13 protein-coding genes are annotated in these 15,310 nt (G+C 26.3%); 4 read left to right on the top strand and 9 right to left on the bottom strand.

What is annotated here, in order from left to right; all coding sequences use genetic code 11:
• Position 1 precedes the first annotated feature (1 nt).
• The 6 genes from AELL_RS07835 to AELL_RS07810 form a co-directional block, all read right to left on the bottom strand.
• Positions 2 to 1,498 (bottom strand): helix-hairpin-helix domain-containing protein, encoded by a 1,497-nt coding sequence (locus AELL_RS07835; RefSeq protein ID WP_118917413.1) that lies wholly within the window; start codon positions 1,496 to 1,498, stop codon positions 2 to 4.
• 5 nt (positions 1,499 to 1,503) lie between these two features.
• A complete protein-coding gene (locus AELL_RS07830) occupies positions 1,504 to 2,424 on the bottom strand; it encodes an ATP-grasp domain-containing protein (RefSeq protein WP_118917412.1) in 921 nt (306 codons plus the stop codon).
• 11 nt (positions 2,425 to 2,435) lie between these two features.
• Positions 2,436 to 3,530, bottom strand: a complete 1,095-nt coding sequence (locus AELL_RS07825; RefSeq protein WP_118917411.1) for a M20 family metallopeptidase — start codon at positions 3,528 to 3,530, stop codon at positions 2,436 to 2,438.
• A 135-nt stretch (positions 3,531 to 3,665) separates the two neighbouring features.
• Entirely contained in the window at positions 3,666 to 4,907 is a 1,242-nt protein-coding gene (locus AELL_RS07820) for an argininosuccinate synthase (protein WP_118917410.1), read from the bottom strand.
• Between the two features lie 122 nt (positions 4,908 to 5,029).
• The gene (locus AELL_RS07815) at positions 5,030 to 6,556 is read right to left on the bottom strand and encodes a YfiR/HmsC family protein (protein WP_118917409.1); all 1,527 of its coding nucleotides are present in this window, start codon (positions 6,554 to 6,556) and stop codon (positions 5,030 to 5,032) included.
• Positions 6,557 to 6,563: 7 nt separating this feature from the next.
• Positions 6,564 to 8,669 carry a TonB-dependent receptor plug domain-containing protein gene (locus AELL_RS07810; RefSeq protein ID WP_118917408.1) on the bottom strand — a complete coding sequence of 702 codons (2,106 nt, stop codon included), beginning with the start codon at positions 8,667 to 8,669 and terminating at the stop codon, positions 6,564 to 6,566.
• 96 nt (positions 8,670 to 8,765) lie between these two features.
• Between AELL_RS07810 and AELL_RS07805 the strand changes: the two genes are divergently transcribed.
• The 4 genes from AELL_RS07805 to lptB are packed head-to-tail and all read left to right on the top strand — an operon-like array spanning position 8,766 to position 11,137.
• On the top strand, positions 8,766 to 9,014 hold the full coding sequence (locus AELL_RS07805) for a S4 domain-containing protein (RefSeq protein WP_118917407.1): 249 nt from the start codon (positions 8,766 to 8,768) through the stop codon (positions 9,012 to 9,014).
• Positions 9,014 to 9,997, top strand: coding sequence for an anthranilate phosphoribosyltransferase (trpD, locus tag AELL_RS07800; RefSeq protein ID WP_118917406.1), 984 nt, complete (start codon positions 9,014 to 9,016; stop codon positions 9,995 to 9,997). Before AELL_RS07805 ends, trpD begins: the two co-directional genes overlap by 1 nt.
• A gap of 8 nt (positions 9,998 to 10,005) precedes the next feature.
• Complete coding sequence (gene tsaE, locus AELL_RS07795; RefSeq protein ID WP_118917405.1) at positions 10,006 to 10,422, top strand: tRNA (adenosine(37)-N6)-threonylcarbamoyltransferase complex ATPase subunit type 1 TsaE; 417 nt, start codon at positions 10,006 to 10,008, stop codon at positions 10,420 to 10,422.
• Positions 10,415 to 11,137: an LPS export ABC transporter ATP-binding protein gene (lptB, locus tag AELL_RS07790; protein ID WP_118917404.1), complete on the top strand. Its 723-nt coding sequence runs from the start codon at positions 10,415 to 10,417 to the stop codon at positions 11,135 to 11,137. Before tsaE ends, lptB begins: the two co-directional genes overlap by 8 nt.
• A 17-nt stretch (positions 11,138 to 11,154) precedes the next feature.
• On the opposite strand, the gene AELL_RS07785 is transcribed toward lptB, so the two are convergent.
• From AELL_RS07785 to kdsB, 3 genes are all read right to left on the bottom strand, one after another.
• A complete protein-coding gene (locus tag AELL_RS07785; protein ID WP_118917403.1) occupies positions 11,155 to 12,474 on the bottom strand; it encodes a GGDEF domain-containing response regulator in 1,320 nt (439 codons plus the stop codon).
• On the bottom strand, positions 12,471 to 14,447 hold the full coding sequence (locus AELL_RS07780; protein ID WP_118917402.1) for an EAL domain-containing protein: 1,977 nt from the start codon (positions 14,445 to 14,447) through the stop codon (positions 12,471 to 12,473). The genes AELL_RS07785 and AELL_RS07780 overlap by 4 nt, the downstream gene beginning before the upstream one ends.
• A 98-nt stretch (positions 14,448 to 14,545) precedes the next feature.
• Positions 14,546 to 15,271: a 3-deoxy-manno-octulosonate cytidylyltransferase gene (kdsB, locus tag AELL_RS07775; RefSeq protein WP_118917401.1), complete on the bottom strand. Its 726-nt coding sequence runs from the start codon at positions 15,269 to 15,271 to the stop codon at positions 14,546 to 14,548.
• Positions 15,272 to 15,310 lie beyond the last annotated feature (39 nt).

Raw genomic sequence — 15,310 nt, 5'->3', positions numbered from 1 at the left:
TCTATTCTCCTACTTTTAATCTTGATTTTAATTGGGCAAATTTATTTTTTCCAATACCTTCAATATTTTTTAAATCCTCTATACTTTTAAATTGACCATTTAGTTCTTTATACTCAAAAATTATTTTGGCTAATTTATTTCCAATACCTTTGATTTTTTTCAAATCCTCTTTTGTACTATTATTTATATCAATTCTCATATCATCAATATGCTCTTCCCAACATTTAAGCATCTGTTCATCTATTGATTCAAGTTCAAGTAAATCAGAACAATCAGTTATGATGTTGTCTTGTAAATACTCTTTAATTTCAATTGCTAAATCCTCTTCCATCCCATATAAACTCATCAAATCAGTTAAACTAGCTTTATTAAAATCTATTTTTTTAGGGCAAAAATCGTTTTGTTTTGGATTTTCTTTGTCAATTTCTATTGCACAATTATCTATATTCGAAAAGGGCATATCATTTTCATTTGATTTTTCTGTTATTTCCATTTCAAAAATATCTTCTTTATCTTTTATAAATCTTTCTCCATCATAACTTTGAGTATATTTACCAAAAGTTATATGTCTTAGAGTTCTAAGTAGACTTGAATCAATTTTTCCTAACTCTTCCCAAGAGAATAGGGGAATATGAGTTTTTTTATATTTTCCTTTTGAAAAATCCCACATCAAATATTGACAAATCCAATCTCTAATATATGGGAAAGCTGCAAAAGCTGTTGCACACTCTAAAATATAAGCTTTATTTGTATTTTCATCAATTGCAATATCGCAAGCAAAATATTCAGCTTTTGAAGCTTTTGAGGCTTTAACAGCTAGTTCAAGGGCATTCATAGGAACATCTTTATAACTCATACTTCCTCCTTGTGAAGTATTTGTTATCCATTGATTTTTTCCTGAATATCTCCAAAATGCACAAACTGGTTTATGCCCAATTAACATAACTCTAATATCTCCTGAATCTTTTAGTTTGATTGCATTTTGTGTATAGATTGGATTGTATTTTTTTAATTCAAGTAACTCTTTTGCCTCTTGATAGTTATTTGCTTTATGTACATAATATCCACCATAATTTGATGGTCCATAACTTCTTTTTATTATTTGTGGATATTTAGCTTTATTTCTTAAATAGTCTAAACCTTTTTCCATATTGTAAAAGATTTTTGTTTTTGGAATTGATAAATCATATTTTTTACAAAAAAGAGTTACATTCTCTTTTGATTTATTTGGAAATTGGCTCTCTATTGAGGGAACAAACCTAACCTTTGGTAACTCTTTTGCTATTTGTACAAAAGTATCATAAGCGGTTGCAGGAATATTTCCAACTAAAATATCAATCTTTTTTCTTTTTACCTCTTTTATGAATCTCTCTTTATCATTTTTCCAATGATAAACAACCGATTCAATTTTGTTATCCCAACCTTTGAAATTTGATTTATCAAAAAATCTTAAAACATAATCCAGATATAAAAGTCCAATTTTAGGTAATTTTTTCATGTTATTTATCCTTTTTTCAGTGCTTTTCTATCTATTAAATCAACAATTAAATCAATTTTTTTATCATTGAAATTTAGACCTAGTTTTTCTTGTTCAGGAGTTGCAAATGCTGGAATTCCATTTACTTCTAAAACTATATATTCTTCTTTTTTTCTATCAAAAATAATATCAACTCCCGCAATATCAAGACCTAATACCTTTGTTGCATTTATAGCTAGATTTACTATTTCATCATTTGCTTCTCTTAAAAAAACACTTCCACCACTTGTTACATTTGTTTTCCAATGTCCAGTAGCAGCTTTTCTTCCATAACATCCAACAAATTGCCCATCTACAATATCTATTCTATAATCAGTATTATCATAATCTACATATTTCTCAACATAAAAATGTTTTAGATTTATTTGATTTAAAAAAGGAATTAACATATTTAAAGCTTCAATATTATCTATTTTTGTAACTCCAATTCCTCCCCATCCATCAACTGGCTTATAAACCATTTTTTCCCATTTTTGCATAATATTTTGAAGTCTATATGTATCATCTTTATTACAAAGTTTATAATCAGCAGTTCTAATTCCATTTTTTCTTAAAAGAAAAGAAGTGTGAAATTTATCTTCACTGATTTCAAAAGCTTCATAAGAGTTAATCATAGGAATAATTCTATTTAGAGCCTTATATAAATATACTTGATATGGAGTTTGTTCTCCTGCATTATAAGAGAAGAATAAATCTAATTTATCTAGTTTAAGATTTTTATTTTTCATCTCATAAATAATATGACCATTTTTAGCCAAGGCATCTTTTAGATTGATATTAGGTAAAACTTCGATCTCTCTTTCTTTTAACTTTTTAATCATCTTTTTTTGAATAACATCTCCACCACTATTTTGATAAAGCCACATTCCAATATTTCTTTTTGCCATAATTTCCCCTTTTATATATGTTTTTGAAAATGATTTAAGATTTTTGTCATAAGTTCTATTCTTGAAGTAAAACTACTTTTTAATGCTCTTTCATTTATTGTATGGTCTCCATCACCAAATGGACCAAAACCATCAAGAGTTGTTACTCCACAACTTGCAACTATATTTGCATCACTAACTCCACCTCTTTTTTCTTTTAAGATTTTTGTATTAGTTATGTTTTCTAACTCTTGTATAAATTTTAGTTGTTCTTTATTTTCAGCCATAACATCCCTTTGAATTCCTCCATTTAAAGTTGCTTTTGAGCCTTTTATATATGAAGTGTTTACTATTTTTTCTAATGAGTCTAAAACTCTTTGTTTCTCTTCATTTGATGTATATCTGATTTCTAAAAGTAGTTCACATTTTGGAGAGATTGTATTTGCTCCAATTCCTCCTGTGATTTTTCCAACGTTTACAGTTGTTTGAAGTTCTAAATTTGTAAGTTTTACAAGTTCTTGAAGTTTGAAACTAGCTTCCCAGTTTGCATCAACACCTTTATCATAGTGATTTCCAGCATGACTAGCAACTCCTTCAATAGTAATTGTAAAAGTTCCAACTCCTTTTCTTTGAGTTACAACTTCAAGATTAATTCCAGCTGCTTCAAAAACAAAACAATAATCGTAATCTTTGGCAATAGATGTTGTAAGTTCTTTTGAATCATCACTTCCAGTCTCTTCATCAGAAACTAAAAGCAAATCAATGTTGAAGATTTTTTTATTTTGATTAAAAATATTTCTAAGAGCTTGTAAAGCAACAATATTTCCACCTTTCATATCACAAACTCCAGGTCCATAAACCCAAAATTCATCTTCTTTGAATCCTTCAAAACTATTTGGAGGAAAAACTGTGTCATTATGTCCTAGAAGTAAAATTTTTTTGCCAGATTTTTTTTGGGAGGAAAAGAGCAGGTGATTACCAATGTTTTCCCTTGTAAAAATAGAAGTATTAAATCCAAGAGGTTCAATCCAACTTATCATTTTTTGTCCGACTAAATCAACACCTGATTTGTTTTTTGTGTAAGAGTTTATATTTACGATTGTTTCTAAATCTTTTAAGTAATCCATACTTTCCTCACTGATAAGATGGATTATTCTAATGTTGAAAAATTACAGTTGAGTGACAGTTACAAATTGGTTATGAAAAAAGAAAAAAGAAGAGGGGAAAATAGGTTTAGCTAAAGTGGAAATTCCACTTTTAGCTTATTTTCTGTTCGGATTGCTTCCAGCGATGATAAATCTTAATGCATTAAGTCTGATAAATCCTTCTGCATCTTTTTGGTTGTAAACTTCATCTTTTTCAAATGTTGAGTAAGCATCGTTATATAAAGACATTTTTGAATCTCTTCCTACAACAGTTACATTTCCTTTGTAAAGTTTGATTTTAACTGTACCTTCAACATTTTTTTGTGTTGCATCAATAGCAGCTTGAAGCATTTTTCTTTCAGGTGAGAACCAGTATCCTTGGTAAATTAACTTAGCATATCTTGGCATTAACTCATCTTTTAAGTGAGCAGCTTCTCTATCTAAACAAATAGATTCGATTGCTCTGTGAGCTTTTAACATGATAGTTCCACCTGGAGTTTCATAACAACCACGTGCTTTCATACCAACATATCTATTTTCAACAATATCAACTCTTCCAATACCGTGTTTATTACCTAATTCATTTAATTTAGCTAATAAAGTTGCTGGAGACATTTCAACACCATCAATAGCAACTGGGTCACCATTTTTATATGTTAATGTTAAATATTCAGGTGCATCTGGAGCTTTTTCTGGAGCTGTTGTCCATAACCACATTGAATCTTCTGGCTCATTATTTGGATTTTCTAAATGTAAACCTTCATAAGAGATATGTAGTAAGTTAGCATCCATAGAATAAGGACTTACTTTTGGATTTCCATTTTCATCAACGTGTTTTTGAGAAATTTCAATTCCATTTTTTCTTGCATATTCAAGTAAACTCTCTCTTGAGTTTAAATCCCACTCTCTCCAAGGAGCAATAACTTTGATATCAGGTCTTAATGCTAAAGCACCAATTTCAAATCTAACTTGGTCATTTCCTTTTCCTGTAGCTCCGTGAGAAACTGCATCTGCTCCAGTTTCATTTGCAATATCAATTAATTTTTTTGCAATTAATGGTCTAGCAATTGAAGTTCCTAATAAATATTCACCTTCATAAATTGCATTTGCTCTAAACATAGGGAAAACATAATCTTTTACAAACTCTTCTTTAATATCTAAAATATATACATTTTCAGGTTTGATACCACAAGCGATTGCTTTAACTCTTGCAGGCTCAACTTCTTCACCTTGACCTAAATCAGCTGTAAAAGTGATAACTTCAGCTTTATATTCATCTTGAAGCCATTTTAAAATAATAGAAGTATCAAGACCTCCACTATACGCTAAAACTACTTTTTTAACATCTTTTTTACTCATAAATTTATCCTATGGTTACATTATTTTAAGGGTGATATTTTAACGAAAATAAGTTGTAATTCAACTAAAGCCTAAAAACAGAAGAATGATTTGTAATGAAAGTGTAATCGAAGCAGGTTTAATTACATAAATTCAATTTTATTTCTTCCTTTTTCTTTAGCTTTATAAAGTGCATCATCTGCAAGTTTTAGTAAGTTTTCTTGATTTAGATTTTCATTAAAGGTTGAAATACCAATACTAACAGTTACACAATCTTTTATATCAAAATTTGTTTTTTCTATAAGCTCTTTTAGATTATTTGCAAGAGTTAACGCAGCTTTTAAATCACTATTTGGAGCTAAAATCAAAAACTCTTCTCCTCCCCATCTTGCACAAATATCAGTATTTCTAATATTGTTTTGCATTAAATTTGATATTTGTTTAATAACAAAATCCCCTTTATCATGTCCATATGAATCATTGATTTTTTTAAAGAAATCTATGTCAATTAGAAGTATAGAAAAAGGAATTTTGTACCTTTTATATTTTGAAATCTCTTCTTCAAGTTTATTTAACATAAATCTTCTATTGTATAAACTACTTAAAGAATCAGTTTGAGATAGATTTTTTAGAAGTCTATTTTGTCTTATTCCATTTAATCCTAGAATTACAATAATCATAAATAGCACAACTAAAGTGGCAATTATATTTTTTTGGTCAGCAATAACTACCTCTTTTAACAACAAATTGTTTTTTTGTTCCTCAATTTGAGAATTTAAAAACTCTAAAGTTTGTTTTGCATTTTCAAACTCTTGTTGTTTCTCTTGTTGTAAACTTATAAGTTCTTGAACAACATTTTCTTTATCTTTTACTTCTAAAATAGCATTTGATAATTTCTCTTTTTGAGATTCAATATTTTTATAGATTTCATTTAATTGTCTTTTTTGTTCTTCTAAAGATTTAGTTTGAATATTTAATTTATTTTCATAATCTTTGATATTTTTAGTTTGATTTGCAATCATATTTTTTTGTTCTTCGATTGCTTTAATTTTAGATGTAAGTTCTAAATTTTTTGTTTCAATCTTTTGATTTAATGAGTTTATAGTATCTTTTTGCTCTTTTAATGCATATTGTGAAGTTTTATAAAGATTAGCAACATCAATTTCAGTTCCACCTAAAAGTATAAGATTTGGTGAAATCTCCAATGAGCGATTTAAAATATTTGCTTTATTTATTTCAAAATTGATTTTAGTATCATTTTTTAATAAATTAATCATAACTTGTTTTTTATCTTCATATTCATCACTGATAAATAAAGTATTCTCTTTATCATATTCAAAAAATAGTTTTTCATATATCTCTATAAAAGATTCATCAATATAGATGGCTTGAATATTTTTATATTTTTTAGTTTCATCATAAATCAGAACTTCTAAATTTTTATCTTTTAGTTGTTTTCTTGAAGCTAACATCAAAAACATATTATTTAAAGTATCATTTTTTGAAACTATCATTAAACGATATTTATCAATTTTTTGTTCATTTTGCCAAGATATATTTTTTAAAAAATTATAAACGTAAGCAACTTTTACTTGTTCTTCTTTTATTTCATTTGAAAAAAGATTATTAACAATTAAAAATATAGTAATTATGTAAACAAATATTTTCATTTTTTCCCTAAAAATTAATGGTATATGCTAATGATACCATTCTTGTATTTTGTGGTGTAACATATTTTGATGAAGTGTTATATCTTACACCATAATAGTGTGTATCAAATAAATTATCAATTTTTAATGATAATTTCTCTTTTTTATTTAAAGAATAACTACTATAAAGATTACTAATAAAATAACTATCAACCCTTGCTAATTCACCATCTTTATAATAAGAAGCAGTAATTGGGCTTACCCATCTAATAGAAGGTGTTAAAGTAAAATCTTTTACTTTAAGAGTTGTTCCTGCTTTAAAAATATTTTGCGCTAAAAAAGGCAAATCATAATCATATTCATAGTCAATTCTTCCATCAATATAACTATAATTTAACCAATAGTTTAAATCATATCCTGAAAAATATGAGTGTCCATTATATGAAATATCACTACCATAAATTTGAGAACTAGCTGCATTATTAGCACCTCTTGGGTCTAAAATAGTAGTGTCTTCAATATAGTTACTTTGTTCCGGCATTTTTTCTTCAATTAAAATTAAATCTTTAATTGTTGAGTAATAAATAGAAAAAGAGATTAAATCATTTTTACTTAATAAAAAATCTAAATTATATTCATAACTTTTACTTTGTTCAGGTTTTAAATCTGGATTTGCAACTCTAAATGTATCAGTTTGATATTTATTTCCATCTCCTAAAGTATTTGGTTCAAGAGGTGTTCCATAAATTTTATATTTATTGTAGTTTGATGGCGCTAAAAAAGCTTGTGAATATATTAATTTTTGAGTTAAAGAATCTTGTGAATGAATTAAAGCAACTCTTGGATTAAAATTTGATTCATACGAAGAATTTACATCATAACGACCAGCAATTGATAATTGAAAGTTTTCATTTAAAGTAATTTGGTCTTGCAAATAAAAAGCAATATTATTCCAACTCTCATCATAAATAGGTGCTTCTATTTCATTATTTGAACCTTTTATATAGACATTTGATAAAGATTGAGTTGGTAAATCATAAGTCATAGGAATTGATTCAAACCATTCTATAGAAGTTCCAAAAGTAAAATTATGATTTTTGTAATTTTTATTTAATGTCTCTTCAATTGCATATCTTTGTGATTTTGAATATTTGTATCCTGGTTCATAAGAGGTATAAATATTTCTAAAATAACTATCTTTTAAAAGTTCAGTTGATTTATAACTTATAGTTGTTGTAGATTCAATTTCATTAAAAATTGTTGTTTTGTATCTTGCAAATGTGCTAAATAGTTCACTATTTAAGTTGGCATCTTTATCAAAGACATTTGAGAGTGAGTTTTTCCCATTCATTGCAGTTAAAGTTGATTCTGAAAAATATCTATAATTTATTCCTGTATCAAAACCATCTTTTGCATATTTTAGGTTTAAAGATTTTGTCTCTTGAGGTTGAAAATCAGAAGAACCACTTCCCCAATAATCATATGGATACTCTTTATCAAAATTATAATCTTGGTCTGTGTGAAAATGAGCTTTGTAAGAGAATAATCCTTCATCTAATTTCAAAGCTTGAGTTGCATAAAAATATTTATAACCTCGCTCTCCTGCCCAAATCCCTGCTTGCCCATTCTCTTTTGTTGAACTTATAAGATTTATAACTCCACTCATAGCATCAGCCCCATAAATAACAGAAGCTGCTCCATAAAGTATTTCAACTCTTTCAATACCAAAAAGCGGATATTGCATAGAAACACTCATTATCTCACCATCAGTTTGGTTGATTTCTATTCCATCTTGAAGAATTTTGAAATAGTTATTCCCCATAATTCCACGAATACCAATTTGATTCATAATTCCACTATCAGCATGATTTAATATTTGAATAGCAGGCAAATCATTTAGAAGTTCATCAATACTTCTATAACCTCTTTGTTCTATTTGCTCTTTTGTAATTACTATCATTTTGGCTGGAGTAAAGTTTAAGTTTTGTGAATATTTTGAAGCAGAGTTTACTTTTATCTGTTGAAGTTGTTCTAAATCTAAATCAAAGATATCATCCAATAAATCAAACTTATATTCATTTGCTTGAAGTATTAGGGAACTAGAAAGAAATAGAAACAAAGACTTAATTCGCATCAAACTCCAAAGATAAAAATTATTAAATAATTACATTTATTTTATCTAAAAAATATTAAAAGACTCATTTAGCTTATTTTAGTTATAATCTATCTTATGAGAATAGATAAATTTTTAAATGCAGTAAATATTACAAAACGAAGAGCAGTTGCTGAAGATATGCTTGAACATAAAGTTGTTTTTATAAATGACCAAGCTGTAAAAAAAGCAAAAGAAGTAAAAGTTGGAGATATTATAGAGATTAAATATCTTGAAAAGAGTGAGAAGTTTAAGGTATTACAAATTCCTGTTACAAAATCAACTCCTAAATCAAAAATAGAAGAATATGTGCAAAGGATAGACTAATGTTTAATACAACAAAATTAAAATTTGATGATATTTTTGAAAATAGATTAAGTCAAGAAGAAATCAGAGAATATTTATTAGAACTTTATGAAAGAGGGGAAACAGCTTCTGAAATTGCAGGTGCTGCTAGTGCTATGAGAGACCATCTGATTCCACTTCCTATACATGAAGATTTAAGAGCAAAAGCAATTGATGTTGTAGGAACAGGTGGCGATAAAAGTTATAGTTTTAATATCTCTAGTACAGTGTCTATTTTATTAGCAGCTTGTGGATGTTATGTGGCAAAACATGGAAATAGAAGTGTTACAAGTAAATCTGGAAGTGCTGATATGCTTGAAGCTTTGGGAATAAATCTAAATCTAAGTTTAGAAAACACTGCAAAAATGCTTGAAGAAACAGGTTTTGGTTTTATGTTTGCAAATAATCACCATCCAGCAATGAAATATATTACACCTGTTAGAAAAACAATTCCACATAGAACTATTATGAATATTTTAGGACCTTTATGTAATCCAGCTGGTGTTACAAAACAAGTTATTGGAGTTTTTGATAAAAGTTATATAAATAGAATTGCAACAGCTCTTGATTTACTTGATAGTAAAAGAGCAATGATTTTATCATCAAACGATGGAATGGATGAAATTTCAGTTTCAGATATTACTTATGCAACACTTTTAATAAATGGAAAAATCACAGATTTAGAGATAAATCCTGAGGATTATGGAATTCCAATGGCTTCAAAAGAGGATATTGTAGGTGAAGGTCCAGAGTTTAATGCAAAACTAACAAGAGATATTTTATCTAAAAAAATTGTTGGAGCAAAACTTGATATTGTTTTATTAAATGCTGCTGCTGCAATGATTGTTGATGAAAAAGCAAGAGATTTTAAAGAAGGAATTGAGATGGCAAGATGGGCTATTGTAAGTGGTGCTGCTCAAGAAAAATTAGAACAAATTATTAAAGTATCTCAACAATTAAGTTAAGGTTTAATTTGAAAAAAGAGTTTGAATTAGAATTAACAAATTTAGATGTTTTAGTAAAAGAGCTAAAAGATATTATTAAAAATGAAGATACTATTATAATTTTAAGAGGTGATTTAGCAAGTGGAAAAACTACACTTGTTAAAAGTTATGTAAAATCTTTGGGATTAAGTGATTTGGTTACTTCTCCTACATTTTCATTACAAGCAATATATTCAAATAATATTTTTCACTATGATGTTTACAATAAAACTTTACAAGAATTTATTTCTCTTGGTATGTTAGAAGAGTTTGAAAAAGAGGGAATTCACTTTGTAGAGTGGGGTGATGAGAAACTAGAAACAATACTAAAAGATTATGGGTATAGAGTTATTTTAGTTGAAATTGAAAAAAAAGACAATAAAAGGTTGTATAAAATAAATGCATAAATTAGAAGTAAAAGATATAACAAAAACAATCAAAAAAACACAGATTTTACATGGAATATCACTTGAAGTTAACTCAGGGGAAATAGTTGGTTTATTAGGACCAAATGGAGCTGGAAAAACAACAACTTTTTATACGGTTTGTGGATTAGTAAAACCAACAAGTGGAAATGTTTATTTTGATGATAAAGATATTACAGCACTTCCACTTCATAAAAGAGCAATTAAAGGTATTGGATATTTACCACAAGAGTCTTCTATTTTTAAAGATTTATCTGTTGAAGATAATCTAATGCTTGCAGCTGAAATTATTACAAAAGATAAAGATGAACAACATAAAAGAGTTGAAGAGTTACTTGAACTGTTTAATATTGAGCCAATTAGACAAAGAAAAGGAGTTTCTTTATCAGGAGGTGAAAGAAGAAGAACAGAAATAGCAAGAGCCTTAATCTCTCATCCAAAATTTTTACTTCTGGATGAACCTTTTGCAGGAGTTGACCCAATTGCTGTTAAAGATATTCAAGAGATTATTCACCAATTAACAAAAATAAATATTGGAGTTTTAATTACAGATCATAATGTAAGAGAAACGTTACAAATATGTGATAGAGCTTATGTTATGAAAGCAGGGGCTTTACTTGCAAGTGGAACAAGTGAAGAAATAAAAAATGATACAAGAGTTCGAGAACACTATTTAGGTGAAGATTTTAATTTTTAAATGATATAGAAATAGCTTTATTGAGCTATTACTATATTTTTCCCACTTTTTTTAGCTAAATAAAGTAGCTTATCACTTTTTGAAATCAATGAAAAATCATCATCATTTTCATCCATTTGACATACTCCAAAACTTGCAGATATTGGTAAGTTTTTTTCTGTTAAAGGTTTTTCTATAATTGTTACTCTAATCTTTTCTGCAACTGCTTTTGCACCTTCTAAATTTGTTTGAGGAAGTAAAATTAAAAACTCTTCTCCTCCCCATCTAACGCAAATATCAGGTTCTCTAACATTATTTAGAAGTATTTTTGAGATTTCAATTAAAACTTCATCTCCAATTTGATGACCATAATTATCATTTACGTTTTTAAAATCATCAATATCAAAAAGTATTATTGACAAATTATTCTCATATCTTTTTGCTCTTTTTATCTCTTTAGAATAGAGTTCATCAAATCTATTTCTATTGAACAAACCAGTTAATTTATCATGGCTTGCTTGATATTCAAGTAAGTTTGATTTCTCTTTTAGTTTAGTAATATCTGTTAAAGAAAATACATAATAATTATCTTTGTTTTCATAAAAGTCAACATTTATCGCAAAAATTTTTTCTTCGTTAGATGAATTTTTTATTTTTACAATTCTATCAATCTCATGTAAATCTTTTATATATTGAATCCAAGATTCTTGTTTATTTATTTTTTCTTTAGTAATAAATCCAAACTCTTCTTGAAAAAAATCAAAAATATTTTTTCCACTAGAAGTAAAATCATCAAAATCTTTAATTTCAAAAAAGTCAAGAAATTTTTTATTTACATTTGTGATATTTTCATTGTGTGTAACGATAATAATATTATCTTGAGCATCTAAAATAGATTTAATTTTACTAACTTCTTGTTCTATTTTGCTCTCTAATGATAAATTTAATTCAATAAGTTTTCTTTTTAATAAAATAGGCTCCATTGCTTTTATGATACTCTCTATTAATTGGTACAAATCAATAGGTTTCATGGCATATGTATTTACACCTACTTCAATAGCTTTTCTTAAAAAATTTGTATCATTGTGAGCACTTGTTATTACAAGAGGCATTTCATTGTTTATTTTTCTAATTTGCTCACACATATCTAAACCATTCATTTTTGGCATATTTATATCTGAAATTATTAAATCAATATCATTTTGATTCTCTTTATATAATTCTAATCCTTCTAAACCATTTTGAGCTACATAAACTTTTTTTAGTAATGAACCTAATAATTTTGAAGTAAATTCTCTAACATCATTTTCGTCTTCAACATATAAAACTGAGATATCTTTTAAAATTTCTTTGTTCATTTTTCTTTCTTTTCTTTAAATTCATTAATATTAGGTTCTGCAATTGGAGCTGAGAAATAATATCCTTGGGAATAATCTGCTCCAAGATTTTTTACAATATTAAAAATCTCTTCATTTTCAACATATTCAGCAATAGTTTTCAAATTTAGATTTTTTGCAAATTCAATAATTGTTTTTGTAATCTTATATGAATTTTCGTTTTTAGCAATATTTTTTATTAATGAAGCATCAATTTTTAAATAATCAACATTCATTTTTAGTAGATGCTCAAAATTTGAATATCCACTACCAAAATCATCAATTGCAACTTTACAACCTAAATTTTTTATTTCATCAATAAATGATATCAATAAATTGTAGTTTTTAATATTTTCATCTTCTAAAATTTCAAAAACGACTCTATTTTTAACATCATATTTCTTTAACATCTCTTTTATGAAATCTAAAAATGAACTATTTTCAATATCTTCATAAGAAATATTAACTGAAAACTCAAAAGGTAAATTTTCAAATTTTTTAAATGATTTTTCAATAACAATTTTTGTAAGTTTTGTATATTGGTTTGACCTTTTTGAAATATCTAAAAAGAAATATGGATTTACAACTTTTCCATCTTCATCAATAAGTCTTACTAAACATTCATATTTATCTACATTTAGAGTTTCATTATTAACTAAAGGTTGAAAATATACTTCAATATTGTCATTTATAAAAGCAGATTTTAGTTTTTTAGTCCAAAACATATTATTTTCATATTCTTGGAATTTATCAAGTTCATCATAAAAAATCAAATAATCTTTATGGTCTTTTTTTGCTGTTTGTAAAGCAATATCAGCTGTGATTAATTTATTGTTTTTATCTGAAAATGAAATTCCAGCTGTCATTCTAATATCAATTTCATAATGTTCAAAAATAAATACATTTTTATAAATTGTTTCAATTATTTCATTTATTAAATCTACAAATTCATCTCTTGATTCTTCTGTATTTACTACACAATAAGTATCAGAAGGGAATTTATAAAGTTTTAGATTTTTATGATTTTGTATTTTTTTTGAAATTAGTTTTGCAACATCAATTAAGATAGAATCTCCAACTTTATGCCCAAAAAAATCATTTACTTCTTTAAATGAATTGATATTTAACAAAGAAACAGCTTGTAAATTTAAACCATTATTTTGTAAATCTTCTATCAATTTTGCACGATTTGGGAATTTTGTTAAATTATCAGTATATAAAAGTTTATAAAGTTCATGTTTATGTTCTACTTCATGGCTTATATCATTTAAGATAATTATATTTGTATCATTGTGAGATAAGTGAATTTTTTGGATAGAAAAAAATCTTTTTTTATTTCCAGTTTTTATACATACTTTTAGTTTTTTCTCTTCTAATTTATTAGAAGAAATTTTTTCCATATCTGTAACACAACCTTCTTCTTTTTCAAAAATATCTTTAACCGTTTTATATTTTTGATTCAATTCTTGAAGTGAATAACAGTTTGTAAGTTCATAAAAATGATCATTTGCAAAGATTATATGTTCTTTATCTACAGAAAAAATAGGATTATTTATATTGTTTATTATTGAATTTGAAAAATCCTCTTCATTTTTTAACAAAATATGATTTTTGATGTTATTTGTAAAATACTCTATTTTTGAAGTTAATTTAGAAAAATCAAGTGGTTCATATAAAATATCTAATTTTCTTGAATTTGATATTTTGGCTAAATCAGAGTTATCATTTATAATAAAAATAATATAAGGGTCGTTTTTTAAATATTTTTCAATGATATTGTAATATTCAATAGAATCTATATGAACGATAAGTACATCAACAAACTCTATTTCATTAATCATATCTTCAAAATTTGGAAATAATGAAATATTTACATTTCTAATTTTTTTTGAAGAGTACTCTTTAAAATCATTAAATTTTAAAAAATTATCTATGATGAAAACATCATAATGCATAGAATCACCCTTATTTTTATTCTTTTACACAAGTTTTACATAAAAGTGCTTTAATATTACTTTACTTATAAGATTAAGTTATAAAGCACTTTTGATAATTATTTTTTAAAAATTTCAAGAGCTCTATTTAAGTCTTCTTGTGTATCAATTCCAAAAGATTTAGAAACAACTTTTACCATTGCAACTTTATAACCATTGTCAATTGCTCTTAATTGTTCTAATTTTTCTATATTTTCTAATTTTGATGAAGGTAATTTACAAAATTCATTTAATGATTTTTTTGTAAATCCATAAATTCCTAAATGTCCATTATAATTAGAAACTTCGTGATGGTCTCTATGATATGGGATTTTAGCTCTTGAAAAATATATTGCGTTTGAGTGTTCATCTAAAATTACTTTTACATGATTTGGATCATCTGCTAATTCAGAAGTTATCTCTTTAAAACAAGAAGTTATCATAATATTTTCATCATTTTCTTTTATTTTTTTTACTCTATCTATTACCGTTTGTACAACTTCTGGTTCTATAAATGGTTCATCTGCTTGAACATTAACAATAATTTCATCTTCACTTAAATTCAAAATATTAACAGCTTCATTTATTCTATCTGTTCCACTATTGTGAGAAGTTGAAGTAAGAACAGCATCAAAACCATATTGTGAAGCTAAATCCATAACTTCTTGGCTATCTGTTGCGATTACTACTTTATCTAAACTACTAACTTGACGAGCAGTTCTAATTACCATTGGTAATCCTAAAATATCAACCATTATTTTGTTTGCAAATCTACTTGAATTTAATCTTGCAGGTATAATTATCATTTATGTTCCTTTTGTAGTAAAACCTTATTTTTAGTGACA

The organism is Arcobacter ellisii (genome assembly GCF_003544915.1).
Lineage (GTDB): Bacteria > Campylobacterota > Campylobacteria > Campylobacterales > Arcobacteraceae > Aliarcobacter > Aliarcobacter ellisii.
Note: the sequence above shows the minus strand (reverse complement) of the source record. Positions and strands in the feature narration are given on the sequence as shown.